The sequence below is a fragment of the Enterobacter cloacae complex sp. I1M genome, from assembly GCF_014982425.1.
In the GTDB taxonomy this organism is placed as follows: domain Bacteria; phylum Pseudomonadota; class Gammaproteobacteria; order Enterobacterales; family Enterobacteriaceae; genus Enterobacter; species Enterobacter intestinihominis.
The window spans coordinates 147,493-173,511 of the sequence record NZ_JADCLG010000010.1 but is presented as its reverse complement, the minus strand read 5'-3'; the positions used below and the strand labels follow the sequence as shown (position 1 = coordinate 173,511).

Genomic DNA, 26,019 nt, shown 5'->3' with positions numbered 1-26,019 from the left:
GCCTCCTACAGCAACTGTTTGCTACGCAGGAAATCACGGGCGACCTGCTGCGGTGACTGATGGTCGATATCCACCTTCTTATTCAGTTCGGTGATAACGTCGTTATTGAGCTGGGCTGAGAGGGTGTTCAGCGCCTCCTCCAGCCCCGGGTTAGCCTCCAGCGTGTCTTTTCGAACAACTGGCGTCACGGCGTAACTCGGGAAGAAGCCTTTATCGTCTTCCAGCACTTTAAGATCGAAGCCCTTCACGCGCCCGTCGGTGGTGTAGATCAGCCCGGCATCGACAAACCCGTCGCGCACCGCGTTATAGACCAGCCCCGGATCCATCTGGCGGATCTGCGGGCGGTCCAGCTCCATGTTGTAGGCCGCCTGCAACGGTTTCATCCCGTCGCTACGCCCGGCAAATTCCAGGTCAAGGCCCAGCAGCCAGTTGTTATCTGGATCGGTTTTACGGATCTGCTCAATCTTTGCCACCATCTCAGACATGGTATTGATATGTTCAGCCTCGGCGCGCTTGCGCTGCATGGCAAAGGCATAGGTATTGTTCATATCGGCAGGTTTAAGCCACACCAGACCGTGCTTTGCGTCGAGGCGTTTCACCGTCTCGTATGACTCCTGCGGCGACATGCGTTTGTTGATATGGTTGAAGATGATCAGCGACGTGCCGGTGTACTCCCAGGTCATATCAATCTGCTTGTTAATCATCGCGTTACGGGAAATCACCGTCGCAATATTAGTCTGCGGCTGCACCTGAAATCCTTTCTTTTGCAGATACTGTACGGTCATGGCCGAGAGAATGTGCTGCTCGGTAAAGCTCTTTGTTGCCAGGATCAGCGGCGCGGCGAGCGCCTGGCTGGTGAAGAGCGCGGCGGCGCACAGCGCCGTCAGGCCGGAAAACAGTCTCATAGAAGCTCCTTGTTATAATTATCGCGCGAGATGCGGGCTCAGTAGTCGACCCAGTGCCGCCAGCAGCGTATCCAGAATCAGGGCGAACAGGGCGGTGGCCGCCGCGCCCAGGATCAGCGTCGGGAAGTCATTCAGATAGATCCCCGGGAAAATCAGCTCGCCGTAGCTGCTGGCGCCAATCAGGAATGCCAGCGGTGCGGTACCGACGTTAATCGCAGTGGCAATGCGAATACCGGAAAGCATCACCGGCCAGGCGTTAGGAATTTCGACCTGATGCAGGCGCTGCCATTTGGTCATGCCGATGCCGTTTGCCGCTTCCAGCAACGACGCGGGAACAGAGCACAGCCCGGCATAGGTGTTACGCACAATTGGCAGCAAAGAAGCGAGAAAGAGGGCGATAATGGCCGGTTTATCACCGATGCCAATCCCCACCATCGCCAGCGCCAGAACGGCCAGCGGCGGCAGGGTGTTGCCCACGTTAAAGATTTGCATCACGTATTCGGCGATACCCCGTGCCGCCGGACGGCTCAGCAGAATACCGCTTGGAATGCCCACCAGCAGGGCAAAGAACATTGATGAAAAGACCAGAATCAGGTGCTGTTGACCGAGGTAGAGCAGGTCAACCTGGCGCGCCTTAATCGTCTCCAGTCCAATTCCCCAGGTGAGGAGAGCGAGGACCACGATAATCGCGCCTACAAAAAGCAGCGAACGTTTAAGTAATGGGTGCATTGCGGTGTGTCTCCCTGTGCGCATGCGTTATAGCAACCACCTGTTGCGGTTGCCTGTTGTTATGCCATGTTTCGGCAGGGGTACTTCACCTATAGCAAGCGAAACGGAAGGGTTCCAGCAAAGGGGGTAAAACAGTAACCCTATGAAATTAGTGACAACCTGAGTTAAGCCTTATGGCGTAAGGGCTGTCAGCGGGAAGGCAGAATAGTCTTAAAGAAGCACGCCTCAAGTGACAACGTCACTTGAGGCGTGCTGATCACCCTATCGACTAAGCGCGGCGCGTACCTTTCGAACGCGCCACGAGATACGAACGATTGAAAAGGCAGCGATAAACACCAGCATCAGGCCCAGTGCCAGCATCGCGTGGAATCCAAACTCTCTGAAGAGGATCAGCCCCGCAATCCCGCCGGTAATAAACGAGAAAAGGGTGGTTAAATGGGTTTTGAGCTGGCTCTTTTGCGCGGCCGTGTCTTTGGAATAATCCCGGCGCAGCATGGCGACCATAACGGAGGCCAGCGAAATGCCGGCATCGGTCAGCGTGCCGGTAATGTGCGTGGATCTCACCCGACCGCCGGAAAGCTGAGTTGAGGTGGAGTTATGAATTCCCATCAAACCGCACAGGAAAAGAATAATCTCCTGATTCGTGGCGAAGGAGTGAAAATACATTTCATAAAGGGATACCCCGGCAAGTAATAGCCCTTCAACAAATAAAACCTGGCTGAATATCAGCCTGACGTTATGGATAATTCCCCAGATAACAATAATCCGCGCAACAATGGCGCCAGTGACAAACGACAGAATAATGGCGCCAAAAAAAAGAATATCACTGAGATCGGTGGAGGAAACTTCGCTGGATAACTGCGATGTATTACCCGTCATATGAGAGGGGAAAAAGCCGAACGCGCCCAGCGCAATGGCATTCAGCAGTCCCGCGGAGGTCGCCAGCCAGAGTGCAAGACGACGATCCTCCTGATGCGTTCGTTCTTTCTTTAATTTAATCAGCAAAGAATACCTCCAGTTTGAGCTTTGCCTGACTTCTCAAGCTAACAAAGCGATGTCGCCGACTGACCAGGATATTGCTTAATTATTATTTCAACGGGAGGTATTCGAGGTTTTGTAATTAAATAAAATAACCCTGTTAATATAATGCCTTATTGCAGATGCCACGAGCAGACTTACGGGCAAAAATACTGTCCCAGTGTGCATGCTCGCTGTAGCGGGATGGGATTTGATTCAGTGTAGACATAGGTGTCATTCACGACGATGAGAAGAGATGCCCCCGTGATTTCCGGGGGCTTAGAGTGTTATTTCAGACTGGTTTTGAAGAACTGCTCAAACTGCGCGAACGGGATTTTTCCTGCGACGTTATCGTAGAGATCAACATGGTTTGCACCGGGAACAATCACCAGCTCTTTCTCTTTGCTGCCGACGGCCTTGAACGCATCCTCCGCAAAATAACGAGAGTGTGCGTTTTCACCGGTCACAATCAGCGTTGGGATAGTGATCTCCCCGGCATAGCTCAGCAGCGGCATATTCATAAAGGATAACGGCATGGTCGCAGTCCACGCGCCGGTGGAGTTTACGGAACGGGCATGGAAACCGCGCGGCATACGGTAGTAATCATAGAACTCTTTCAGTACCGGATGCGGATCGGTGGGCAGTGCTTCCGGCAGAATGCGCTCGGCCGCCGTCACCTTGCCATTCTCATCGACATTAATATCGTGGCCGCCATGGGCGAAAGTGCCGCTTTCAGCATCTTTCCAGCGCTGCGCGTTCAGATACTGCAACACGGCCCGACGATCGGCCGCTGAATAGCGATCTTTCCCGTTGCCCACGCCGTGACCCATCGCGCGGCTCATATCATACATTACGCTGGTGGCGACCGCCTTCACGCGGGTATCCATGGATGCCGCGTTCAGCGCCACACCGCCCCAGCCGCAGATACCAAGAATGCCGATACGGTTACGGTCGACTTCTTTCTGTAACCCCAGGAAATCCACAGCGGCGCTAAAGTCTTCGGTGTTGATGTCAGGGGAGGCAACGTTACGCGGCTGGCCGCCACTTTCCCCCGTGTAGGATGGGTCGAAGGCCAGGGCCACGAACCCCTGCTCAGCCAGAGTCTGGGCGTACAGACCGCTGGATTGTTCTTTAACCGCACCGAACGGCCCACTGACGGCTATCGCCGCCAGTTTCTGGTCGCCGTGGTTCCTGGGAATGTACAGATCGCCCACCAGAGTGATCCCGTACCGGTTCTGGAACGTCACTTTGCGGTGGTTGACTTTATTGCTCTCGGCGAAGGTTTTATCCCAGGTTGTCACCATCGAAACGGGGGCGTTAGGATTTAGCGTTTCTGCATAACTCATTGTTGTCACTCCACTTAATGATGCGCATAACAGCAGCGCAACGGACAGTTTTTGGGTGAATGTTTTCATAAGAGGTACCGTGTGTTGTTGTAATGAGGCCATTATAGTTAGCAGAAATAGTGCTGATTAGAGGCCAAAAGCTGCTAGGATTAATATCATTTTGATATGAATTGACGAGGCATGATGGCGAAGCGGGAAAACTATAATGAACTGTATCTCTTTATCCAGGTGGTGCGGGAGGGAAGCTTTACGGCAGCCGCACAGCGGCTCGGGCTGGCGCAATCCGGGATCAGCCGATCGGTTCGCGAGCTGGAAGAGCGGCTGGGCGTTCAGCTTCTGGTGCGTACTACGCGTAAGCTGTCGCTGACACACGCCGGGGAACAGCTTTACCAGACCGCCGGTTCCGCCTTTGATGCGCTTGATACCGGGTTGACCAGACTGGCGCATTACCGCCAGACGCCGTCCGGCACGGTGCGCATTAATGCCAGCCAGCACGCCATCGAGAAATGTCTGCTGCCAAAGCTCGCTATCTTCAAACAGCGTTACCCGGATATCCGTCTGGAATTGATGAATGAGAGCCGGTTCGTGGATATCATTGCCGAGCGATTCGACGCGGGCGTCCGGCTGGGGCCGGAGGTGGGACAAGGAATGATTGCGGTGCGCATCACGCCCGATATGGAGATGGCTGTGGTTGCCGCCCCGGCGCATTTTCGGCGCTATGGTTTCCCGCAGAGGCCCGCCGATCTGGATGCTCATCCCTGCATTGCCTACCAGTTTGCCGACGGTAACCACTATCAATGGGAGCTTGTTCAGGACGGGAAGCGAGTTACGCACCGGCCTGAGGGGCAATGGGCCTTTTCCGACAGCTACATGGAGGCTGAAGCGGCCCGGCTGGAACTCGGGCTGGCCTATGTCCCGGTTGAGCTGGTGGCTGACGATCTGGAGCGTGGCACGCTTATACGCGTCTTACAGCGCTACAGCCTGCGGATGGACGGGCTTTACCTCTATTACCCGCACCGCAACGTGTCCCCGGCGCTGAGAGCGGTTATTGATACGTTGAAAATTTAAGGCAGCCTCTGCTCGATGGTCTATACAGCTCCTGGGTTTATGGTACGCTACTATTTTATATAGCGCTGCTTAATTAAGGCAAAGAAATGACAAAAATTACGCCAGAATATACGGCTGTAGACTTATCGAGTTGGGCAAGGAAAGAACATTTTGAAGTCTTTCAGAGCTTTGCTCAATGCACGATTAACCAAACGGTTCAGCTGGATATCACTGCGCTGCTGAAACATATCAAACAGGTTGGCTGGAAATTTTATCCTTCGATTATTTCCCTTATTTCGACAGTCGTTAACCGCCATTCTGAGTTCCGTATGGCTATGAAGGATAATGAGCTTGTAATATGGAATGAGGTGCATCCCAGCTATACCCTTTTCCATAAAGAGACGGAGACGTTTTCATCATTATGGAGTCACTTCGACGGGAATATTCATCACTTTCAGAACGTTTATGCAGAAGACGTTTCTCGCTATGGTGATAATCTTGCTTACTGGCCCAAAGAAGAGTACCGGGAAAATATATTCTTCATATCGGATATTCCGTGGGTCAGTTTTACCAGTTTTAATATCAACGTGGCTAACATGCAGAACTTTTTTGCGCCCATGTTCACGTTTGGAAAATACTTTAACCAGGATGGAAAAGTCTTGTTGCCTTTCGCCGTTCAGGTTCATCATTCTGTCTGTGATGGTTTCCATGTGGCCAGACTAATCAACGAGTTGCAAGAGTTGTGTGATAATTTACCGCACTATTAAGCCGCGAGCCGTTTCCGGCCCGCGGCAGCAGGACAGGTGATGAGTCGTTCTGACGATCAGGCGGCTTTGACGGCCCGGATTTTTTTGCTGCTATCCGCCTCCTCTGGCGCTGTTTTATCCGTTGCAGCATTGAGCTCGGGAAGCTTGCTGGTACGCAGGATATGCTGCACGGACTCTTTCTGCTCGGCAAGATACAGACCAAGGTTTTCCGCCTGCGTTTCATCCATCTGCATTCCGCTTTGCAGCAGCCAGTCGGTGAACGCTTCTGCCATGTCGAGCAGTTTGTCGTGAGCGTCAGCCTCTTTCTTACTGGCAAAAGTCATTTTCTCTTCACCTTTTCTTACGACCACGAATTTTGTTTCAACAGCCATTTTGCACCTCCAGTACTGTAATTATATACAGTATAGCAGCTCCGGATCTGCGTTGCAGCAAAAATGTCCGAACCTGGCTTACACAACGGATGTACAAGCCAGGAGCTGTTATCGGTACAGCGTTTTTTCTGCAATCGGGATCAGCAAAGTGGACTGCCATTCTGCCAGCGTCAGCTGGGCAAGTTTACCCAGCGCCGTGTAGAACGGATGGGCCGCGTTTTCAACGAATACGCTAAGGAAACGCGTGCTCCACGGCAGCAGATGCCAGGCCATAAGCTGGTCGCGTTCTGTGTCGCGACCGTTCTCGGCAAGCCATGCCGCCAGCATCAGCAACGTTCCGAAGTGATCTTCCGGCTCATTCTGCTGCATCTCAAAGGCGATATGGTTTTCACGCATCCACTGGCGCAATGCAAGGGTCGAATCGCCAAACAGCACGGACTCGCGATCGAGCCAGACGGAGCCCCACGGGGGGGCGGGCAGGGCATACGGGCCAATAAACAGACGCTGCCAGGCGTCTTTCAACGCTTCGTCCGACGGGTTCTTAAACATACTGGCCACGGGCTGCAGGCTTTCCTGCGCCAGCGGCCAGTCCTGCATCCAGTCACTTGCGGTCAGGGCACTCACCAGCGGTGCGGTCTGCTCGCTGTCAGGGGCAAAATAAAACAGCGCGCCCAGTACCCGGGCGCTGAACGCGAACGATTCGCGGTGTGAGACGTCATTCATTACAACTTTCCTTACTTGTGCGCGGGGGTAGCCCGCGCACCTGTGTTAACCTGCAATTGCTAACCCTGCGGTCATATGCAAACCATAAAATAGCCCACGGCCAATCAGTTCACCCACCGCCACCAGCACGAAACCTGCAAACAGGCCGAGCGTTTTCGGTTCCTGACGACGAATAAGCGGACAGATCCAGCAGCCTAAACCCGCCGCCAGCAGCGCGATGCGCCATACCTGAAGCGAACCATAATCCGGCAGCAGGGCGTTAGCCTGCTGGATAGAATTCTGGATCGTCCCCAGCGTATTGCTTTGCAACACGACGACCGCCACGCAGGCGATGAGTGCCAGTACGCTGACAGACGCGGCAAGGGTACCTTTGTATGTCACGTTTGCGACCCGCAGCAGCAGCGCGGCCAGCAGCGGGCCAGTAAGAGCCATCGTCAGGAAGAAGGCCAACGTGGTGTAGCCCGTATACCAGGTCGGTACGGTATCGATCTGATAGACCCGGGTCATCGCCCAGACAAAAACGACACCCAGGAGCTGGCTGACAACCAGCCAGATTTTGCCTAAAGCTGGGGGCATTTTACCGATAACCGACACCAGCCACCAGAAACCGCCCACGGCAAAGAAGATCGAACCCGCCGCGATCTCATTACTCAGCGCTGACGTTCCCACGCGGTTAAGCGAGTTGAAGGCGCGCAGCGGGGAGCCAAGATGCAGTACCGAGGCCATAAACCCAATACCCATTACCAGCCAGAGAAAAAACAGGCTGCGCACGATGCGTATTCTGGCCTTGTCATCACGTTCATTCAGCCAGGCGAAGCCCATCACGATTAATGCGCCAGCCACGCACTGCCCGAAAACGGTGAAGATCACCAGCGGCCATTCATGCCATCCACTTCCCATCTCACACCTCCTTCGGGTTTGCCAGGTAGCCGGTGGTGTCACCCGTCGGACGGCTGTTGGCGTTAGGTTTAATCACAATACTCGGCTTCGTGAAGTGCGCAGACGGCAGCGGCGCGACCGCAGCAAGCTGGCCGTGTTTTTTGCGCAGCTCTTCAATCGGGCCAAAGTCCAGCGCGCGCAGCGGGCAGGACTCGACGCAGATGGGCTTTTTGCCGTCCGCCACGCGGCTGTGGCAGCCGTCGCACTTGGTCATGTGGCCTTTAGCCGCGTTATACTGCGGCGCACCGTACGGGCAGGCCATGTGGCAGTAGCGACAGCCGATGCAGACATCCTCGTTCACCACCACAAAACCGTCGTCTCGCTTGTGCATTGCCCCGCTCGGGCAGACCTTAGTGCAGGCCGGATCTTCGCAGTGGTTGCAGGCAATCGACAGGTAATAGGCGAAGACGTTCTGATGCCAGACGCCGTTATCCTCCTGCCAGTCGCCGCCTGCGTATTCATAAATACGACGGAAGCTGACGTCCGGGGTCAGATCTTTGTAATCCTTGCAGGCCAGCTCGCAGGTTTTACACCCGGTGCAGCGGCTGGAATCAATAAAAAATCCATACTGGGTTGTCATCGGTTAATCCTTATGCCTTCTCGATCTGCACCAGGTTCGTGTGCTGCGGATTGCCTTTCGCCAGCGGTGACGGGCGGTGTGTGGTCAGGGTATTGATGCAGGAGCCGTGATCGACACGATCGCCGTTCATGTTGGCGTCATGCCAGGCGCCCTGGCCCATCGCGCTCACACCAGGCATGATGCGCGGGGTGACTTTGGCGGCAATGCGCACTTCGCCGCGATCGTTAAACACGCGCACCGTGTCACCGTTTTTAATGCCGCGCTTCTCGGCGTCTACAGGGTTAAGCCACACCTCCTGGCGACAGGCGGCCTGGAGCACATCCACGTTGCCGTAGCTGGAGTGGGTACGGGCTTTAAAGTGGAAACCGAACAGTTGCAGCGGGAATTTGCTGCGCTCGGGCGCGTCCCAGCCTTCAAAGGTTGAGGTATAGACCGGTAGCGGGGTGATGGTTTCGTCTTTTTGCAGTTCCCAGGTTGCCGCAATATCCGCCAGCTTGCTGGAGTAGATCTCGATTTTCCCCGACGGGGTTTTCAGCGGATTGGCATCCGGATCGTCACGGAATTTTTTATAGGCCACAAAATGTCCATTTGGATCTTTGCGCTTATAAATACCCATTTTTTTCAGCGCGTCGTAGGACGGCAGCAGCGGATCTTTGGCAACCATTTTGGCGTAAAGGTAGCGCAGCCACTGCTCCTGCGTACGGCCTTCGGTGAATTTCTGATAGACATCCGGTCCGAGACGTTTCGCCACTTCGCTCATGATCCAGTAGATGGGCTTGCGCTCGAACTTCGGGGCGGTTACCGGCTGGAGGAAAATCAGGTATCCCATGTTGCCAGCGTAATCGTTGGGGATGATATCTTCCTGCTCAACGGTCATCAGGTCCGGCAGGACAATATCGGCATACTTCGCGGACGAGGTCATGAAGTTGTCGATAACGACGATCGTTTCGCACTTACTCTCATCCTGCAAAATGTCGTGAGTTTTGTTGATATCAGAGTGCTGGTTGATGATGGTATTACCCGCATAGTTCCAGATGAACTTGATCGGCACATCCAGCTTATCCTTGCCGCGTACGCCGTCGCGCAGGGCGGTCATCTCCGGTCCACGCACGATGGCATCCGTCCAGCTGAAGCAGGAGATTTGCGTTTTCACAGGATTTTCCGGCAGCGGCATACGTTCGATGGTGATGGTGTAGGTCGATTCGCGCGCGCCGCTGTTGCCGCCGTTAATGCCGACGTTGCCGGTCAGGATCGGCAGCATGGCGATGGCGCGGGATCTCTGCTCGCCGTTGGCCTGACGCTGCGGGCCCCAGCCCTGGCAAATGTAGGCCGGTTTTGCCGAACCGATTTCACGGGCCAGCTTAATGATGCGATCGGCAGGAATGCCTGTAATGCGCGACGCCCATTCCGGGGTTTTCGCGGTTTTGTCATCACCCTGGCCGAGAATATAGGCTTTGTAATGACCGTTAACAGGTGCGCCTTCCGGCAGGGTTTTTTCGTCATAACCTACGCAGTATTTATCGAGGAAGGGCTGATCGACGAGGTTTTCATTAATCAGCACCCACGCAATACCTGCCACCAGTGCGGCATCGGTGCCCGGACGAATCGGGATCCACTCGTCTTCGCGGCCTGCGGCGGTGTCGGTGTAGCGCGGATCGATAACGATCATTCGTGCGTTAGACCGTTCACGTGCCTGTTCAAGGTAGTAAGTGATCCCGCCGCCGCTCATGCGCGTTTCTGCCGGATTATTGCCGAACATCACCACCAGTTTGGTGTTTTCGATATCCGATGTACTGTTGCCGTCGTTGCTGCCGTAGGTGTAGGGCATTGCGCAGGCGATCTGCGCGGTGCTGTAGGTGCCGTAGTGGCTGAGGAAGCCGCCGTAGCAGTTCATCAGGCGTGCCACCAGCGAGGCGTAAGGGGAGGAGCGGGTGATATTGCCGCCGACAATTCCGGAGGAGTAGTTAATGTAGACCGCTTCGTTGCCGTATTTTTCGACCACGCTTTTCAGGCTCGCGGCGATGGTGTCCAGCGCTTCTTCCCAGGTGATACGTTCAAACTTGCCTTCTCCGCGTTTGCCCACGCGTTTCATCGGATAGTTCAGACGGTCTGGATGATTAATGCGACGGCGAATTGAACGGCCTCGCAGGCAGGCGCGAACCTGATGGTTGCCGTAAACATCCTCGCCGGTATTATCCGTTTCAACCCAATAGACTTCGTCATCGCGAACGTGCAGACGTAGCGCGCAGCGGCTACCGCAGTTTACCGAGCAGGCGCCCCAGACGACTTTATCTTCCGCTGGCTGAATAGCGGTCTGCACTGCGGCGGCGGCGCTTTTCAGACCAAAAGGCAATGCGATCCCACCGGCGGCAAGCGCCAGAGATCCTATGGCAGTAGATTTAACCAGAGTTCGACGGCTTATCCCGTCGTGATGTTCAACTTCGGACATAACTCACCCCATCATTGTTAATAATTATTTTCACCCGTGACTACAACCGGGCTAATGATGGGGGGAGTGTTACTTATTTAGAGGTATTAAATATTAATCCTCGTCAACTCAGGGGAATTGAGTGGGAAAATCATTGCGGCTCAGCGGGTGCATTCTCCTGCGTACCTGCACCGCTTACCGGGTAGTTTCCGCTACTGGTGCGAGTGTACAAAATTTTGAAAGTATCGTTGGCGCAATGCCCAACGACCTGCGCATCCGGCTGGTCGGCCTGATCGTTCGGCACGATGTTCAGGGTAAAGCCAGACTCCGGTACGCCGTTGTTGATAATTTTCTGCTGAATGTCGCTTTTCACGCGCTCGCAGGAGTCCGGGGCCGCAAGAATAGCAGGTGAAGCACTCATTAACAGCAGGGCGGTAATCCAGGGTAACCGTTTCATCTGTAGCTCCTTTTCACTGTGTAGACTGTAAGCATAGCAGGGTTAGGGTAAGCTTTTGTTTTTGTGTCTCTCTTTCTGAATTGTCCTGGAGCCCCGCCTGCGTCATAAAATAAATTGCGAATAATGGTGCTGATTGTCTACCAGATAAGAAGGCAGGGTGCGTTTTGATACCTCTTGCCTGACCAGTTTTCGGTCTCGTCCCCAGATATCTTCGGCGTTGGTGATAACCTTCATAATATGTTCCGGGTTATTAAATTCCGGCAGATCGTATTCGGTATGAGAAATGGTAGACATTTTTTCGGAAATTCTTTCTGGGGTCATTACCCAGGAGAAATGCCAGCCGCCATCTTTCACAACCTTATTATTGATTTTTAGCCAGTTCCATTTAAACCATGACCAGTTTTTATCTTTGCGTGCCCGCTTCCAGTTTCTGAAAGATTCAGGCTCACCGTGGAAGAAATGCTTAAGGTTGTAATAGGACGTCGCGCGGGGCAAGGTACATTTTCTCGGCGTACCATCCATGTTGTGAACCTGAAGATTAAACTGATAGTTGAACACGTTTTGATGAATAGTCGTGCAGAGCGCGCGTGGATTAATGGCCCTGACCGTCTCGGGAGAGAAAATTTCATCAACGTCTGACACCAGAATCAGATCGTCGTCTGCCGCGTCTTTTAACCCATTCATAATGGAGTTGCGAAGCGCTGCTTCATTTGCCCAGGCATCAACCTGGTTATTGTCAGCACTGTTTAAAATAGGCTGCGCGTCAAAAGGCACGTAAATAATTTTGTCTCTGAATTTGGCAAACTTCGTAATATCGAAATGTAATTCTCGCGGTATGCCCGTAAAAGAGTGTGTTGCTTCTACAATGACAAAACGGTCAACGACATCAGCGAGCGTATGTAATCTGATGTCGAGCAACATATCTTCGTCATAGTACAAAAAACAGTCGTAAATCATGATGTTAACCCGAAAATTTAAGAATCTAATTTTATAATAATGTGGAATTTTCCGCGCCCAAAGTAGCCACTTTGGCAGGTCTCGTCAATGCAAATGACGGATTTATACAGCGTAAAGAGTCAAATGAAGTGCTGTTATGTAAGTTGCTGTATTTGCTAATATGATTGTATCTCTCTCTGAACGGTAAATGATGTGAATAAATACGCAGCGATAACGCTACTGGCAACGGGACTGGTGGGATGTGACAACAACACCGCGCCGCTGTCATTTACGCCGGAGATGGCGAGCTTTTCGAACGAGTTTGACTTTGACCCTCTGCGCGGGCCGGTGAAAGATTTTACCCAGACGCTGTTGAACGATAAGGGTGAAGTCTCTAAACGCGTGACCGGAACGATGTCGTCGGAGGGGTGTTTCGATACCCTTGAACTGCACGATCTGGAGGCTAACACGGGCGTTGCGCTGGTGCTGGATGCTAACTACTACGTCGATGCGGAAACCCAGCAGCAGAAGGTGAAGTTGCAGGGAAAATGTCAGCTGGCGGAACTGCCGTCTGCCGGCCTGACGTGGGACACCGACGATAACGGGTTTGTGGTTGCCGCGCACAGCAAAGAGATGGAAGTGAAGTACCAGTATGACGCCGACGGCTACCCGCTGGGTAAAACCACGGTCTCCGGCGACCAGCGATTATCGGTCAAAGCGATGCCGTCGAAAGATCTGCGTAAGCGCATGGATTATACGGCGGTAAGCCTGTTGAACGATAAACCGATGGGCAATGTAAAGCAGAGTTGCGATTACGATCGCCACAACAACCCGGTGAGCTGTGAGCTGGTTATCGTCGATGACAGCGTTAAACCTGCCATTGAGCGCAAGTACACCATCAAAAACAGCATTGAATATTATTAAGAATAAAACCGCGCAGGTTACTGCGCGGTGGGTTTAAGCAGGTTGGCGGAGGAGGATTTATGCCCGGCCAGATGCTGATGCTGGAAAATGCACATGCGGATGGTGTTACGGTATTCGCCATTAATAAAGAACTCATGGATCAGTTCACCTTCCACCATAAAGCCGAGCTTACGGTAGATATGAATCGCTTTTTCGTTCTCTTTGTCGACGATAAGGTAAAGCTTGTAGAGATTCAGGACGTTAAACCCATAATCCATCGCCAGCTTTGCCGCCCGCGACGCAAGACCTTTCCCCTGGTGCTCCGGTGAAATAATGATCTGAAATTCCGCCCGACGGTGAACATGGTTGATCTCAACCAGCTCAACCAGCCCGGCTTTCTCACCTTCGCACTCCACCACAAACCGGCGTTCACTCTGATCGTGGATATGCTTATCGTAGAGATCGGACAGCTCGACGAAGGCCTCGTAAGGCTCTTCAAACCAGTAGCGCATCACGCTGGCATTGTTGTCGAGCTGGTGGACAAAGCGTAAATCTTCGCGCTCCAGCGGACGGAGCTTTACGTCACACGGCATCGACATTACGGTGCTACCGTGCGGCCAGTGCGACGATCCAGACAGCGCAGGGTGTTAGGCTCCCAGTAAGCGTTGACGTTGGCACTTTGCTGGCATTTGTCGCGGGCATCAAACGCGACGTCTTCTTTATCCCACTCTTTTTCCACGCGCTTATTCACTTTCTGACGCAGGCTGCGGGTGTCATTCCATTGTTCTTTGTCCATGGCGGCGTTCTGGCGGCTTTGCACGCTGTCACCAGACTCAATGATGAGTTTGCTGGTTTCGGCTGATGCCGTTGCGGTGAAGGCGAACGAGGACAGCGCCAGTGCGGCTGTCAGACAAAGGCGTTTGCTTAATGTAGTCATAGCGTTTCCTTTAAACGGGTGCAGACAATCGGATTACCCCGTTGGATTCTACACCAATCCGAAAGGGTGTCATACCCGCGCGGCAGGTATGGGAACGATGAGAGCATTATCGCGTATGATGTCTAAATCAATCCTCACGAAACGAGAAAAATGTTCAAAACGACGCTGCTTTTTTTCGCGACCGCGCTGTGTGAAATCATCGGATGCTTTTTGCCGTGGCTCTGGCTAAAGCGGGGCGCTTCCGCGCTGCTGCTGATCCCGGCGGGTGTGTCCCTGGTCCTTTTCGTCTGGCTGCTCACCCTGCATCCGGCCGCTAGCGGGCGGGTTTATGCGGCCTACGGAGGGGTGTACGTCTGTACTGCGCTGCTGTGGCTGCGCTTTGTCGATGGCATCAGGCTAAGCCTGTATGACTGGGCAGGCGCGCTGGTTGCCCTGTGCGGCATGTTGATCATCGTGGCCGGCTGGGGACGCGCATAGTCGTCCTCATAGTGTGATCGCCCGCTGATTTTTCGATCGTTATACTTGTATGGTAGTAGTGTAGTTGCGTAAATTTCCTGCATCACAACGAGCGATGTAAGGAAATGGATTATGAAGATTGTCGGGGCTGAAGTATTTGTCACCTGCCCGGGGCGTAACTTTGTCACCCTTAAAATCACCACCGATGAGGGCATTGTCGGCCTGGGTGATGCCACGCTTAACGGACGTGAACTTTCCGTTGCCTCCTACCTGAAAGATCACCTGTGCCCTCAGCTGATTGGCCGCGATGCGCACCGCATCGAAGATATCTGGCAATTCTTCTATAAAGGCGCGTACTGGCGTCGTGGCCCGGTCACCATGTCAGCGATTTCTGCCGTGGATATGGCGCTGTGGGACATCAAAGCGAAAGCCGCGAACATGCCGCTCTATCAACTTCTTGGCGGAGCCTCCCGGGAAGGGGTGATGGTTTATTGTCATACCACCGGGCACACCATTGACGACGTACTGGAAGATTATGCCCGTCATAAAGAGATGGGCTTCAAGGCTATTCGCGTGCAGTGCGGCGTGCCGGGGATGAAAACCACCTATGGTATGTCTAAAGGAAAAGGGCTGGCGTATGAGCCTGCAACCAAGGGCGACTGGCCGGACGAGCAGCTTTGGTCCACCGAGAAATACCTCGACTTTACGCCGAAACTGTTCGACGCAGTGCGCAGTCAGTTCGGCTTCAACGAACATCTCCTTCACGACATGCACCACCGTCTGACGCCCATCGAAGCGGCGCGATTCGGCAAAAGCATTGAAGAGTACCGCCTGTTCTGGATGGAAGACCCGACTCCCGCTGAAAACCAGGAGTGTTTCCGCCTGATCCGCCAGCACACCGTCACGCCCATTGCGGTGGGGGAAGTGTTCAACAGCATCTGGGACTGCAAGCAGCTGATTGAAGAGCAGCTCATTGACTATATCCGCGCCACCATAACCCATGCGGGCGGCATCACCGGGATGCGTCGCATTGCTGACTTTGCCTCACTCTACCAGGTGCGTACCGGCTCACACGGCCCGTCGGATCTGTCGCCGATTTGCCACGCCGCGGCGCTGCATTTTGACCTGTGGGTACCGAACTTTGGCGTGCAGGAGTATATGGGGTATTCAGAGCAGATGCTGGAAGTGTTCCCGCACAGCTGGCGCTTCGATAACGGCTATATGCACCCGGGCGACAAGCCAGGGCTGGGCATTGAGTTTGATGAGAAGCTGGCAGCGAAATACCCGTACGAACCGGCCTGTCTGCCGGTGGCCCGTCTGGAAGACGGCACCCTCTGGAACTGGTAAACGAGGAGCGAATAATGAAAAGCGTTGTGATCCAACAGCCGAATGCGCTGGTGATTGAGGAGCGTCCTCTCCCGTTGCCGGGCGCAGGCGACGTCCGCGTCAGAATTAAGCTCGCCGGTATCTGCGGTTCAGACAGCCATATCTATCGCGGGCATAACCCGTTTGCGAAATACCCGCGGGTAATCGGTCACGAGTTCTTTGGCGAAATAGACGCGGTTGGCGAAGGCGTGGAGAGCACCCGACTGGGCCAGCGCGTGTCTGTGGATCCGGTGATCAACTGCGGACACTGCTACCCGTGTTCCGTCGGAAAACCGAACGTTTGCACCTCGCTGGTGGTGCTGGGCGTCCACCGTGACGGCGGCTTCAGCGAATACGCCGTCGTGCCGGCGAAAAATGCCTGGCACATTCCGGATGCGATCCCTGACAAACACGCGGTGATGGTTGAGCCCTTCACCATTGCCGCCAACGTGACGGGGCAGGCGAAACCCACCGAACAGGACGTGGCGCTGATCTACGGCGCAGGCCCGATGGGGCTGGTCACCGTGCAGGCGCTGAAGGGCGTTTACAAGGTGAAGCAGGTCATCGTGGTGGATCGCATTGATGAGCGGCTGGGGATGGCGCAACGCAGCGGCGCAGACTGGGTCTTCAACAACAGCGAGCACTCATTACAGGCCGCGCTGGATGAAAAAGGCATCAAGCCGACGTTAATCATCGATGCTGCCTGTCATCCGTCCATTTTGCAGGAAGCGATTACGCTGGCGTCTCCGGCGGCGCGCATCGTGCTGATGGGCTTCTCCAGCGACCCGAGTCAGATCGTGCAGCAGGGGATCACCGGCAAAGAGCTGTCGATCTTCTCTTCGCGCCTGAATGCCAACAAATTCCCGGTGGTCATTGACTGGCTGGAAAAAGGGCTGATCGACCCTGAAAAACTGGTCACCCATACATTTGACTATCACCACGTTACAGACGCCATCGAACTGTTTGAAAAAGACCAGCGGCAGTGCTGCAAAGTCTTGCTCACGTTCGACCAATAATAATTCACGCGGTTAAGAGCCTGCGAAGACAGGCTCTCAGTGGTACGCATCTTACCTTGCAGAGATAGCCATTATGACTCAAGCACAACCTCAAAGAAGTACGTCAGACCTGGTGAAAGCCGCCGTATCCGGCTGGCTGGGCACCGCCCTGGAGTTTATGGATTTTCAGCTTTACTCCCTTGGCGCCGCGCTGGTATTCCATGAAATTTTCTTCCCTGAACAATCCGCGGCCATGGCGCTGATCCTGGCGATGGGGACCTATGGGGCAGGCTACATCGCGCGTATCGTCGGGGCATTTATCTTCGGCAGAATGGGCGACAGAATTGGCCGCAAAAAGGTGCTGTTTATCACCATCACCATGATGGGGATCTGCACCACCTTAATCGGCGTCCTGCCAACCTACGCGCAGATCGGGATTTTCGCACCGGTGCTGCTGGTGACGCTGCGTATTATTCAGGGGCTGGGCGCGGGGGCAGAAATCTCCGGCGCAGGTACCATGCTGGCGGAGTACGCGCCGAAGGGTAAACGCGGCATCATCTCCTCGCTGGTGGCCATGGGAACCAACTGCGGGACGCTGAGCGCCACGGCGATCTGGGCCGTGATGTTCTTTGCCCTCGATCGTGAAGAACTTATTGCCTGGGGCTGGCGCGTGCCGTTCCTCGCCAGCGTGGTGGTGATGATCTTCGCCATCTGGCTGCGTATGAACCTTAAAGAGAGCCCGGTGTTTGAGAAGGTTAACGACGCTGAAACCATTGCGCCGGTTGCTGCGCAGGATACCTCATTAGGTGCGATGTTTAAGAGCAAATCGTTCTGGCTGGCGACGGGGCTGCGCTTTGGTCAGGCCGGCAACTCAGGTTTGATTCAGACTTTCCTTGCCGGATATCTGGTGCAGACGCTGTTGTTTGATAAGGCGATCCCAACCGATGCGCTGATGATCAGTTCGATTCTCGGCTTCCTCTCCATCCCGCTGCTGGGCTGGCTGTCCGATAAAGTGGGGCGCCGTCTGCCGTATATCCTCCTTAACATTTCAGCCATTATTCTGGCTTACCCGATGCTGTCGATTATCGTCGATAAGAGTTACGCGCCGGGCGTGATTATGCTCTCTATCATCGTTATTCATAACTTTGCGGTGCTCGGGCTGTTCGCGCTGGAAAATATCACCATGGCAGAGATGTTTGGTTCGCGGAACCGCTTTACCCGCATGGCCATTTCGAAAGAGGCGGGCGGGCTGGTAGCTGTAGGCTTTGGTCCGGTGCTGGCGGGGATCTTCTGCAACATGACCGGGTCCTGGTGGCCGATTGTGGTGATGCTGGTAGCGTATTCGCTGATTGGGCTGGTCTCCGCGTTGCTGATGCCGGAAGTGCGCGACCGCGATTTGAGTGAAGCCGAAGATGCTGCGGAGGCTCCTCATAAGGAATCGGTAGCCTACGGCGCGCTCTCTTCACGCCGCTAGTGGTTTACATCTTGCGTTACCTGTCACACAACTTTTTACTGATGTCACACCACATGGCGAAAAGTTAATGTAAATCAAGATCTGAAAACGATGTATCAGTATGGTTAATGGCAGCGTTTTTTGACTCCGACTGCCATTCTAGTTGGTGTAGTCAGCAGGCGCTGCCGCTCTTAAAAGGAAGCGGCAGTGGATCACAGCTTTCATTAATTAACGAGTCTCAATCATGGAAAACCGGTTATTACAGGCGAAGGCAACGCATCCTCAATACGATCGCGACAGCCTCAAGGCACGCATTGTTCATTTAGGGTTTGGCGCGTTTCACCGTGCGCACCAGGCGGTGTACACCGATATACTCGCCGCAGAACAGGGCAGCGACTGGGGTTACTGCGAAGTTAACCTGATTGGCGGCGAACAGCAGATCGCCGATCTGAAGGCACAGGATAACCTTTATACCGTGGCAGAGATGTCTGCCGATGCGTGGACGGCGCGCGTGGTCGGCGTCGTCAAAAACGCGCTGCATGCGCAGATCGACGGGCTGGAAACCGTGCTGGCGGCGCTGTGTGAGCCGCAGGTCGCCATTGTTTCCCTGACCATCACCGAGAAAGGATATTGCCACTCCCCGGCAACCGGACAACTGATGTTCGATCATCCGTTAATCGTTGCAGACCTGCAAAACCCGCATCAGCCTAAATCTGCGCCGGGCGTGGTGGTTGAGGCGCTGGCGCGTCGCAAGGCGGCGGGGCTACCGGCATTCAGCGTGATGTCATGCGATAACATGCCGGAGAACGGCCACGTGATGCACAATGTGACCTGTGCCTACGCGCGCGCCGTAGACGGCGATCTGGCGGACTGGATCGAAGCGAACGTCACCTTCCCGTCAACGATGGTGGACCGCATTGTGCCCGCCGTCACGGCTGATACGCTGGATAAAATCGAACAGCTGACTGGCGTACGCGATCCGGCAGGTGTCGCCTGCGAGCCGTTCCGCCAGTGGGTGGTGGAAGATAATTTTGTTGCCGGACGTCCCCAGTGGGAAAAGGCCGGTGCGGAGCTGGTTTCTGATGTCATTCCGTTTGAAGAGATGAAGCTGCGAATGCTTAACGGCAGCCACTCGTTCCTGGCCTATCTCGGCTATCTGGCCGGTTATCAGCACATTAACGACTGCATGGAAGATGAACATTATCGCGCAGCCGCGCATGCGCTGATGCTGATAGAGCAGGCGCCGACGTTGAAAGTGCGGGGCGTGGATTTGGGTCGTTATGCCGACCAGCTGATTGCGCGTTACAGCAATCCGGCCCTGCGTCACCGCACCTGGCAAATCGCCATGGACGGTAGCCAGAAATTGCCGCAGCGCATGCTCGATTCCGTGCGCTGGCACCTTGTCCACCAGAAACCCTTCCCGCTGCTGGCCCTCGGCGTGGCGGGCTGGATGCGTTATGTCGGCGGTGTGGATGAGCAGGGTAACGCGATTGAGGTGAGCGATCCGCAGCTGGCGGTGATTCAGGCGGCGGTAAACGGTAGCGCTGAAGGTGAAAGCCGCGTTAGCGCGCTGTTGGGCATTGAGGCTATTTTCGGTAACGAGCTGCCGAAGGACACGGTATTCGTGGCTGCCGTCATGCAGGCCTATCAAACGTTGCTGCAAAAAGGCGCGAAGGCCACGGTTGCTGAGTACGCAGCCCGGCTTTAACGCTTTGACATGCCGCCGTTCGCGGCGGCATGTCGGGGCACAGCTTAGTGCATCCCCAGGCGAATCAGCTCAATCGGTTCGAACTTACCTTCGCATCCTTCCACTTCAACCGTTTTACCACGACGCACCTGCTCGGCATTAAGGCCGTCGCTGTGGATCGCTTTAATCACGCCAAACTGACCTGTGCCGCTAATCATGACGCGGCTGCCAGTGGTGATTGCATTTCGGTTACGGTCGTATGTCATCATGGTATTTTCTCCTCTCGCACTTATCCGTTACGGCGCTAATTCGACGGCTGCCGTTCACGGGGCACTATTAATACGCCTCTCTTAAACGAAATTATTTGCTTTTGATCAAGCTCACACTTTTTTCTTATTTCCTGATGGCGTTGACGGTTCAGGACACCGCTTTACAAAGCGGACAGTTATTTTCCTTAATTGATAGTTTCCAGACGCAATTGTTTAGGCTTTGTTTATATCCACAATGCCATTCTGGAGGCAGAAAATAACCCTTCATCGGAAAAGGAGTCAGGCTTATGTATAAGAAAATTTTGATGCCTGTTGACGTGTTTGAAATGGATCTAAGCGATAAAGCGGTACGCCACGCGGTCAACCTCGCGAAATCGGAAGGCGCAACGATCACCCTGGTCAATATTCTCCCTAACAGCAGCCGTTCGTTACTGCGGGGGTTCAATGCCGATATTAAGAAGTTCGAAGAGTATATGACCGCCGAGTCGGATAAGAAGATGAAGGCACTGAAACGGCTCTTTGATATGTCCCCAGAAAATATTGATTGTGAAGTACGTTTCGGCAACGTACGCGATGAAATCATCCAGCTCAGCAAAGAGGGGAAATATGACGTTATTGTTATTGGATCAAGAAACCCGAGCATGACAACACATCTGCTGGGCTCGAATGCTGAAACTATCCTGCGCTACGCCACTATTCCGGTGTTAGTGGTCCGCTAATCACTTCGCCGCAACCGAAAGGGGGCGGCGAGGTTTTATTCTTCGCTGAACCACTCGCGGTTTTCCTGACGAATTAACTGAACTGACTCGCTAATTTCCTGGAGGTGAAGCGTCATCGCTTTATCTACGGCTTCCACGTCGCGTTTTTCCAGTGCGCTGAAAATATCGTGATGCTGGCGCAGCAACATCTCTGGCGGAGAAACATGGTCGAGGCTCATGTAGCGCACGCGGTCGATGGTAGCTTTGATGTTTTCGACGGTATCCCACGCGAGCTGGCACTCGGCGATCTGCGCCAGTTTCTGGTGGAACTCGTCGTCCAGCTGGAAAAAGTCGTTTAGCTGTTTGCGGTCGATGGCGATTCGTTGCTGATGCAGGTTTTGCTCCAGCAGGTAACACTGGTTATCGTTGATGAGCGACGCGGCGCGACGCACCACGGCGCACTCGATAGCCTGGCGAACAAAACAGCCATTGCGTACCTGCGAAAGCGAAATTTTATTGACATAGCTTCCGCGCTGAGGGCGGATCTGGATAAGGCCGTTTTCCGCAAGCTTAATAAACGCCTCGCGCACGGGCTGACGGGAAACGTCAAAACGTACCGAAACCTCTTTTTCTGAGAGTGGCGTTCCCGGTGGGATCAGGCAGCGAACAATATCACGGCGTAAGATGCGATAAATTTGCTGATTAACGGGCTGGGTAGGATTAAGTTGCGATTCAGCGGCCATGGGTTGTGATTTCTCAGAGAGTTAACCTGAACATACTACCATTCTTTTAACCGTCATCACATACCCGGCCCGCAGGCCGGGAAGGGTGAATTACCCGCGATGCACGCTGAGTCCGGCATAGGTCTGGCTGACGGGCATCATCTCAACCGTGTTGATGTTGACATGCTTCGGCAGCGTCGCGACCCACCAGACGGTTTCGGTGATATCTTCCGGCGTCAGCGCATTCGCATTTTCATAGGTTTTATCCGCTTTCGCGTCATCGCCTTTGAAACGCACGTTGGAGAATTCCGTTCCACCGACCAGACCCGGCTCAACATCGGTCACGCGGATCGCGGTACCGTGCAGGTCGGTGCGCAGGTTCAGGCTGAACTGGCGTACAAAGGCCTTGGTTGCGCCATAGACGTTGCCGCCCGCGTAAGGCCAGCTGCCTGCGGTGGAACCGATATTAATGATATGACCACGGTTACGTTCAACCATACCCGGCAGCACGGCGCGGGTCATGTACACCAGGCCTTTGTTGTTGGTGTCGATCATGTTCTCCCAGTCTTCCACGCTGGCTTTGTGGGCAGGCTCCATGCCCAGCGCCAGGCCAGCGTTATTGACCAGCACGTCGATTTCACGCCATTCGGCAGGCAGGTTAGCAATCATCTCTTCAATGGCGGCGCGGTTGCGCACGTCCAGCTGTGCGGTCAGGATGCTGTCGCCCAGCTCGTCTTTCAGCTCCTGGAGACGCTCCTGACGACGACCCGTTGCAATCACCTTATGTCCGTTGGCGACGAAGCGACGCGTGATGCTTTCACCAAAACCTGCTGTCGCCCCGGTAACTAATATAATCATCTCACTGTTCCTCAACGCTTTTTGTGTTGTACTACCATAGCACGCACTCGGGCACATCGTTAAGGCAACATTTGTATGACGCCATTGCAGGCCGGAGCAGGCTGGCCTACTCTGGTGAGAAATACCGTGCTCAGGAGTAAACGATGTCGGTCAACAACCCTTTCTTTGACGTTAGCCTGCTGCCTTATCAGGCTCCGCGTTTTGATGTGATAGAAGACAGCCACTATCGCCCGGCGTTTGATGAAGCAATGCGCCTCAAGCGTGCAGATATTGACGCGATTATCGCGCAGAGCGCCGTGCCGGACTTCAACAACACCGTGCTGGCGCTGGAAAAGAGCGGGGCCATGCTGTCGCGCGTCAGCAGCGTGTTCTTCGCCATGACGTCCGCACACACCAACGATTATCTTCAGGCACTGGACGAGCAGTTCTCCACCGAACTGGCCGGGCTGGCGAACGATATCTGGCTAAACGATACGCTTTTCGCCCGCGTGGAAGCCGTCTGGCAGGATCGCGACACGCTGGATGCCGAATCCCGCCGACTGACGGAGGAGACGTATCAGCACTTTGTTCTTGCGGGCGCGCGTCTGAACGCCGATGAAAAAGCCGAGCTGAAAGCCCTGAATACCGAAGCCGCCACCCTGACCAGCCAGTTCAACCAGCGCCTGCTGGCTGCGAACAAGGCGGGAGGGCTGGTGGTGGATGATGTTCACCAGCTTGACGGACTCAGTGCGGAGGAGATTGCTGCCGCGGCTCATGCTGCCGCAGAAAAAGGGCTGACGGATCGCTGGCTGATCCCGCTTCTGAATACCACGCAACAGCCCGCGCTGGCGGCGCTGTCTTTGCGCGAGACCCGTAAAAAGCTGTTTAGCGCGGGCTGGGAACGCACTCAAAAAGGCGACGAAAACGATACGCGCGACCTGATCCGTCGGCTTACCGCGTTGCGGGCAAGACAGGCGCAGCTGCTCGGCTTTGACAACTATGCCAGCTGGAGCATTGCCGATCAAATGGCGAAAACGCCGGATGCCGCGCTCGAATTCATGCGCGGGATAGTTCCTGCGGCGCGCAGCAGGGCCGCGCTGGAGCAGGCGGATATTCAGAAGGTCATTGACGACGAGCAGGGCGGTTTTACGGTACAGGCCTGGGACTGGGCGTTTTATGCCGAACGCGTGCGTTCAGCGAAATACGCGCTGGATGAGTCGCAGATCAAACCCTATTTCGCGCTCAATACCGTGCTGGAAGATGGCGTATTCTGGACCGCCACGCAGTTGTTCGGTATCCGCTTTGTCGAGCGTTTCGATATTCCGGTTTATCACCCGGACGTTCGCGTGTGGGAGATTTTCGACCACACGGGTGAAGGCATGGCGTTGTTCTACGGCGACTTTTTCGCGCGTGATTCCAAAGCGGGCGGGGCGTGGATGGGGAATTTTGTTGAGCAGTCTTACGAGTTTGCCGCGCGTCCGGTGATTTATAACGTCTGCAACTATCAAAAACCAGCGAACGGGCAGACCGCGCTGATCTCCTGGGATGATGTGATTACCCTGTTCCACGAGTTTGGCCATACGCTACATGGCCTGTTTGCCAGCCAGCGCTATGCCACGCTTTCAGGCACCAACACGCCACGTGATTTCGTTGAATTCCCGTCGCAGATCAATGAACACTGGGCCAGCCATCCGCAGGTGTTTGCGCACTTTGCCCGCCATTATCAAACCGGCGAGCCGATGCCGGATGCGCTGCGGGAAAAAATGCTCAATGCGACCCAGTTTAATAAGGGTTATGACATGACGGAACTGCTGAGCGCCGCGCTGCTGGATATGAACTGGCACGGCATTCATGAGCCCATTGAAGACGTGGAAGCCTTTGAAGCCGCCGCGTTGAAAAAAGAAGGGCTGGATCTTCCAGCCGTACCGCCGCGCTATCGCAGCAGCTATTTTGCCCATATCTTCGGCGGCGGCTACGCGGCGGGCTATTACGCCTATCTCTGGACGCAGATGCTGGCGGACGATGGCTACCAGTGGTTTGTCGAGCAGGGTGGTTTGACGCGCGAAAACGGACAGACATTCCGCGAGGCGATTTTGTCGCGCGGCAACAGCACTGATTTAGCTGAACTTTACCGGAACTGGCGCGGGCACGATCCGAGGATCGAACCGATGCTGGAGAATCGTGGATTGAGTGTTTAAGGGCTTTTTAGTGTGGAAACAGAACCGGGCGCGATGCCCGGTTTTTTGTTCGATTTTTTCTTCCCCGAAACTCCTCCAAATTCCTCCCCAAAATGAATCCTTAAATTCTGCGAAATTTGCAGGATAACTTTCTTATGGCTGACCCTATATATCAGGGCGAACGACTGGGCAGCTTCCTGCTGCGCCAATGGAGAGGGAATTAATTGTGGCACGTACCCGGGGCTGGAGTGGCGCTGCCTGCGAGGAAAGGTGAATAGGCTGCCCAGTAAATAAAGAGGTTATGGAAACTTGAATACATTACAGTTCATCAGGATTGTTCGATACGCTGATCCCGATCTTGATCAGACTTAAAATCATCAATGCCAGTACCATTGCCACGATAGTAGAGATGATAAGCGTTGTCATAAAGGCCCCCTTTGTGAGTATATCTTTTAGACTGTTTGAATCAAAAAATGTTCCGAGTCCTAAAAAATATATGACATTAGACAGGAATGTATCGTCTGCTAAATGAAAAAAAAGCCTACGCCAGGTAGGCAATACTGATAATTCCTAATTGTTTTAATAATGCTTGTTACTAAAGGTTATCTGCAGTGTTGGTAGAAGATATTGAAGCTTATAGATACTTCCTGGCTGCATCTAATATTTCCTGAGATGTAAGCTCTCGATCTGATGCAACATAGATAACTTCATGGTCACCTGTTAAAGAGGGAAAACCGGCTGACATTATCGGAAGGTTTATCCCTTCTCCATTAGGGTATTGTTCGCGTATTGATGTCACGCCCTTAAGTACGGTGATTACTTTACCTGGTTTACCATTAAAGAAAATAATTACTTTTTTCATGTATCACCATGTATTTCAGGGGGTTTTATGGCCCGGGGTTGTTCGAAAGGGGTTGATTTATTGACGTTTAGTTACCTCTTTCGAAATTAAAACAAGCAATATTCTGCCTTAACGTGTACTGTAGCAGTCCATTTGTACTGGAGAAGCTTATGTCTGCACGTAAAAACACGCAATTCCGCCGAAATTATTTAGTCAAATGCCCTTGTCCAAACTGCACAAGAGACTCGGAGCATAGTTACAATCGTGTACAAAAGGGAGCTCAACTGGTTTGCCCTTACTGCAACGCGTTGTTCAAATCCCCTCAACATTACTAAAAAATCTCATATAATAACTAAGAAGTGATGCTTTTGGAGGCTGCCTAACCTCTTACGCACTTTAATATTTTATAAGCAGTTAGTTTCTGCTTTGAGACT

The 26,019-nt window shown here is 53.8% G+C and carries 29 protein-coding genes; 11 read left to right on the top strand and 18 right to left on the bottom strand.

The genetic code is table 11. The features are described 5' to 3' along the window. Window positions 1-5: 5 nt before the first annotated feature. The 4 genes from osmX to INF86_RS05930 all read right to left on the bottom strand — a co-directional run bounded on the left by osmX (window position 6) and on the right by INF86_RS05930 (window position 4,066). Entirely contained in the window at window positions 6-905 is a 900-nt protein-coding gene (osmX, locus tag INF86_RS05945; RefSeq protein WP_017694085.1) for an osmoprotectant ABC transporter substrate-binding protein OsmX, read from the bottom strand. 18 nt (window positions 906-923) lie between these two features. Further along, the gene (osmY, locus tag INF86_RS05940; protein ID WP_193543322.1) at window positions 924-1,634 is read right to left on the bottom strand and encodes an osmoprotectant ABC transporter permease OsmY; all 711 of its coding nucleotides are present in this window, start codon (window positions 1,632-1,634) and stop codon (window positions 924-926) included. 261 nt (window positions 1,635-1,895) lie between these two features. Continuing rightward, window positions 1,896-2,639 carry a YoaK family protein gene (locus INF86_RS05935; protein ID WP_045621656.1) on the bottom strand — a complete coding sequence of 248 codons (744 nt, stop codon included), beginning with the start codon at window positions 2,637-2,639 and terminating at the stop codon, window positions 1,896-1,898. A gap of 299 nt (window positions 2,640-2,938) precedes the next feature. Then, a complete protein-coding gene (locus INF86_RS05930) occupies window positions 2,939-4,066 on the bottom strand; it encodes an alpha/beta hydrolase (RefSeq protein ID WP_193543321.1) in 1,128 nt (375 codons plus the stop codon). A gap of 114 nt (window positions 4,067-4,180) precedes the next feature. Here INF86_RS05930 and INF86_RS05925 point away from each other — a divergent pair, with 114 nt between their 5' ends. Continuing rightward, window positions 4,181-5,065 carry a LysR family transcriptional regulator gene (locus INF86_RS05925; protein ID WP_126291153.1) on the top strand — a complete coding sequence of 295 codons (885 nt, stop codon included), beginning with the start codon at window positions 4,181-4,183 and terminating at the stop codon, window positions 5,063-5,065. Window positions 5,066-5,151: 86 nt separating this feature from the next. After that, complete coding sequence (gene catA / locus INF86_RS05920) at window positions 5,152-5,811, top strand: type A chloramphenicol O-acetyltransferase (RefSeq protein WP_023300000.1); 660 nt, start codon at window positions 5,152-5,154, stop codon at window positions 5,809-5,811. Between the two features lie 56 nt (window positions 5,812-5,867). On the opposite strand, the gene INF86_RS05915 is transcribed toward catA, so the two are convergent. The 7 genes from INF86_RS05915 to INF86_RS05885 all read right to left on the bottom strand — a co-directional run bounded on the left by INF86_RS05915 (window position 5,868) and on the right by INF86_RS05885 (window position 12,266). Continuing rightward, window positions 5,868-6,182 carry a YebG family protein gene (locus tag INF86_RS05915; RefSeq protein WP_058678032.1) on the bottom strand — a complete coding sequence of 105 codons (315 nt, stop codon included), beginning with the start codon at window positions 6,180-6,182 and terminating at the stop codon, window positions 5,868-5,870. A 108-nt stretch (window positions 6,183-6,290) separates the two neighbouring features. After that, window positions 6,291-6,905 (bottom strand): Tat proofreading chaperone DmsD, encoded by a 615-nt coding sequence (gene dmsD / locus INF86_RS05910; RefSeq protein ID WP_126291058.1) that lies wholly within the window; start codon window positions 6,903-6,905, stop codon window positions 6,291-6,293. A 45-nt stretch (window positions 6,906-6,950) separates the two neighbouring features. Next, window positions 6,951-7,805: a dimethyl sulfoxide reductase anchor subunit family protein gene (locus INF86_RS05905; RefSeq protein WP_193543320.1), complete on the bottom strand. Its 855-nt coding sequence runs from the start codon at window positions 7,803-7,805 to the stop codon at window positions 6,951-6,953. 1 nt (window position 7,806) lies between these two features. Next, entirely contained in the window at window positions 7,807-8,424 is a 618-nt protein-coding gene (locus INF86_RS05900) for a DMSO/selenate family reductase complex B subunit (RefSeq protein WP_022647979.1), read from the bottom strand. A gap of 10 nt (window positions 8,425-8,434) precedes the next feature. After that, entirely contained in the window at window positions 8,435-10,873 is a 2,439-nt protein-coding gene (ynfE, locus tag INF86_RS05895) for a selenate/tellurate reductase subunit YnfE (RefSeq protein ID WP_193543319.1), read from the bottom strand. 130 nt (window positions 10,874-11,003) lie between these two features. After that, complete coding sequence (locus INF86_RS05890; RefSeq protein ID WP_006808860.1) at window positions 11,004-11,309, bottom strand: DUF1161 domain-containing protein; 306 nt, start codon at window positions 11,307-11,309, stop codon at window positions 11,004-11,006. A gap of 102 nt (window positions 11,310-11,411) precedes the next feature. Beyond that, window positions 11,412-12,266, bottom strand: coding sequence for a beta-1,4-mannosyl-glycoprotein beta-1,4-N-acetylglucosaminyltransferase (locus INF86_RS05885; protein ID WP_023306114.1), 855 nt, complete (start codon window positions 12,264-12,266; stop codon window positions 11,412-11,414). Window positions 12,267-12,458: 192 nt separating this feature from the next. Here INF86_RS05885 and INF86_RS05880 point away from each other — a divergent pair, with 192 nt between their 5' ends. Then, window positions 12,459-13,169: a YnfC family lipoprotein gene (locus INF86_RS05880; RefSeq protein ID WP_193543318.1), complete on the top strand. Its 711-nt coding sequence runs from the start codon at window positions 12,459-12,461 to the stop codon at window positions 13,167-13,169. A gap of 17 nt (window positions 13,170-13,186) precedes the next feature. Here INF86_RS05880 and speG read toward each other — a convergent pair whose 3' ends face one another. Both speG and INF86_RS05870 read right to left on the bottom strand, forming a co-directional pair. Then, the gene (gene speG / locus INF86_RS05875; RefSeq protein ID WP_023300006.1) at window positions 13,187-13,747 is read right to left on the bottom strand and encodes a spermidine N1-acetyltransferase; all 561 of its coding nucleotides are present in this window, start codon (window positions 13,745-13,747) and stop codon (window positions 13,187-13,189) included. Beyond that, complete coding sequence (locus INF86_RS05870; RefSeq protein WP_193543317.1) at window positions 13,747-14,085, bottom strand: DUF1283 family protein; 339 nt, start codon at window positions 14,083-14,085, stop codon at window positions 13,747-13,749. The genes speG and INF86_RS05870 overlap by 1 nt, the downstream gene beginning before the upstream one ends. A gap of 150 nt (window positions 14,086-14,235) precedes the next feature. Here INF86_RS05870 and INF86_RS05865 point away from each other — a divergent pair, with 150 nt between their 5' ends. The 5 genes from INF86_RS05865 to INF86_RS05845 all read left to right on the top strand — a co-directional run bounded on the left by INF86_RS05865 (window position 14,236) and on the right by INF86_RS05845 (window position 20,062). Next, window positions 14,236-14,562, top strand: a complete 327-nt coding sequence (locus INF86_RS05865) for a YnfA family protein (RefSeq protein WP_023300008.1) — start codon at window positions 14,236-14,238, stop codon at window positions 14,560-14,562. 111 nt (window positions 14,563-14,673) lie between these two features. Then, the gene (gene manD / locus INF86_RS05860; protein ID WP_023300009.1) at window positions 14,674-15,888 is read left to right on the top strand and encodes a D-mannonate dehydratase ManD; all 1,215 of its coding nucleotides are present in this window, start codon (window positions 14,674-14,676) and stop codon (window positions 15,886-15,888) included. Window positions 15,889-15,902: 14 nt separating this feature from the next. After that, window positions 15,903-16,922 carry a Zn-dependent oxidoreductase gene (locus INF86_RS05855; RefSeq protein WP_108367509.1) on the top strand — a complete coding sequence of 340 codons (1,020 nt, stop codon included), beginning with the start codon at window positions 15,903-15,905 and terminating at the stop codon, window positions 16,920-16,922. A 73-nt stretch (window positions 16,923-16,995) separates the two neighbouring features. Next, on the top strand, window positions 16,996-18,375 hold the full coding sequence (locus tag INF86_RS05850; RefSeq protein ID WP_023306118.1) for an MFS transporter: 1,380 nt from the start codon (window positions 16,996-16,998) through the stop codon (window positions 18,373-18,375). A 223-nt stretch (window positions 18,376-18,598) separates the two neighbouring features. Next, window positions 18,599-20,062 (top strand): mannitol dehydrogenase family protein, encoded by a 1,464-nt coding sequence (locus tag INF86_RS05845; RefSeq protein WP_063150003.1) that lies wholly within the window; start codon window positions 18,599-18,601, stop codon window positions 20,060-20,062. Window positions 20,063-20,106: 44 nt separating this feature from the next. On the opposite strand, the gene ydfZ is transcribed toward INF86_RS05845, so the two are convergent. Continuing rightward, window positions 20,107-20,310, bottom strand: a complete 204-nt coding sequence (gene ydfZ, locus INF86_RS05840) for a putative selenium delivery protein YdfZ (RefSeq protein WP_003857405.1) — start codon at window positions 20,308-20,310, stop codon at window positions 20,107-20,109. 287 nt (window positions 20,311-20,597) lie between these two features. On the opposite strand from ydfZ, the gene INF86_RS05835 reads away from it, so the two are divergent. Beyond that, on the top strand, window positions 20,598-21,029 hold the full coding sequence (locus INF86_RS05835; protein ID WP_023300013.1) for a universal stress protein: 432 nt from the start codon (window positions 20,598-20,600) through the stop codon (window positions 21,027-21,029). Between the two features lie 35 nt (window positions 21,030-21,064). Here the strand turns inward: INF86_RS05835 and INF86_RS05830 are convergent, their stop codons facing one another. Further along, on the bottom strand, window positions 21,065-21,751 hold the full coding sequence (locus INF86_RS05830) for a GntR family transcriptional regulator (protein WP_003857403.1): 687 nt from the start codon (window positions 21,749-21,751) through the stop codon (window positions 21,065-21,067). Window positions 21,752-21,841: 90 nt separating this feature from the next. Further along, complete coding sequence (gene ydfG / locus INF86_RS05825; RefSeq protein ID WP_022647991.1) at window positions 21,842-22,588, bottom strand: bifunctional NADP-dependent 3-hydroxy acid dehydrogenase/3-hydroxypropionate dehydrogenase YdfG; 747 nt, start codon at window positions 22,586-22,588, stop codon at window positions 21,842-21,844. Between the two features lie 143 nt (window positions 22,589-22,731). On the opposite strand from ydfG, the gene dcp reads away from it, so the two are divergent. Then, window positions 22,732-24,765 (top strand): peptidyl-dipeptidase Dcp, encoded by a 2,034-nt coding sequence (gene dcp / locus INF86_RS05820; protein ID WP_023300014.1) that lies wholly within the window; start codon window positions 22,732-22,734, stop codon window positions 24,763-24,765. A gap of 297 nt (window positions 24,766-25,062) precedes the next feature. Here dcp and INF86_RS22600 read toward each other — a convergent pair whose 3' ends face one another. Next, the gene (locus INF86_RS22600; protein ID WP_022647993.1) at window positions 25,063-25,170 is read right to left on the bottom strand and encodes a YnaM/YnfT family protein; all 108 of its coding nucleotides are present in this window, start codon (window positions 25,168-25,170) and stop codon (window positions 25,063-25,065) included. Window positions 25,171-25,378: 208 nt separating this feature from the next. Then, a complete protein-coding gene (locus INF86_RS05815) occupies window positions 25,379-25,606 on the bottom strand; it encodes a hypothetical protein (RefSeq protein ID WP_071881491.1) in 228 nt (75 codons plus the stop codon). A gap of 149 nt (window positions 25,607-25,755) precedes the next feature. Between INF86_RS05815 and INF86_RS22365 the strand changes: the two genes are divergently transcribed. Beyond that, the gene (locus tag INF86_RS22365) at window positions 25,756-25,920 is read left to right on the top strand and encodes a YnfU family zinc-binding protein (RefSeq protein WP_213083702.1); all 165 of its coding nucleotides are present in this window, start codon (window positions 25,756-25,758) and stop codon (window positions 25,918-25,920) included. The last annotated feature ends 99 nt before the right edge of the window (window positions 25,921-26,019 follow it).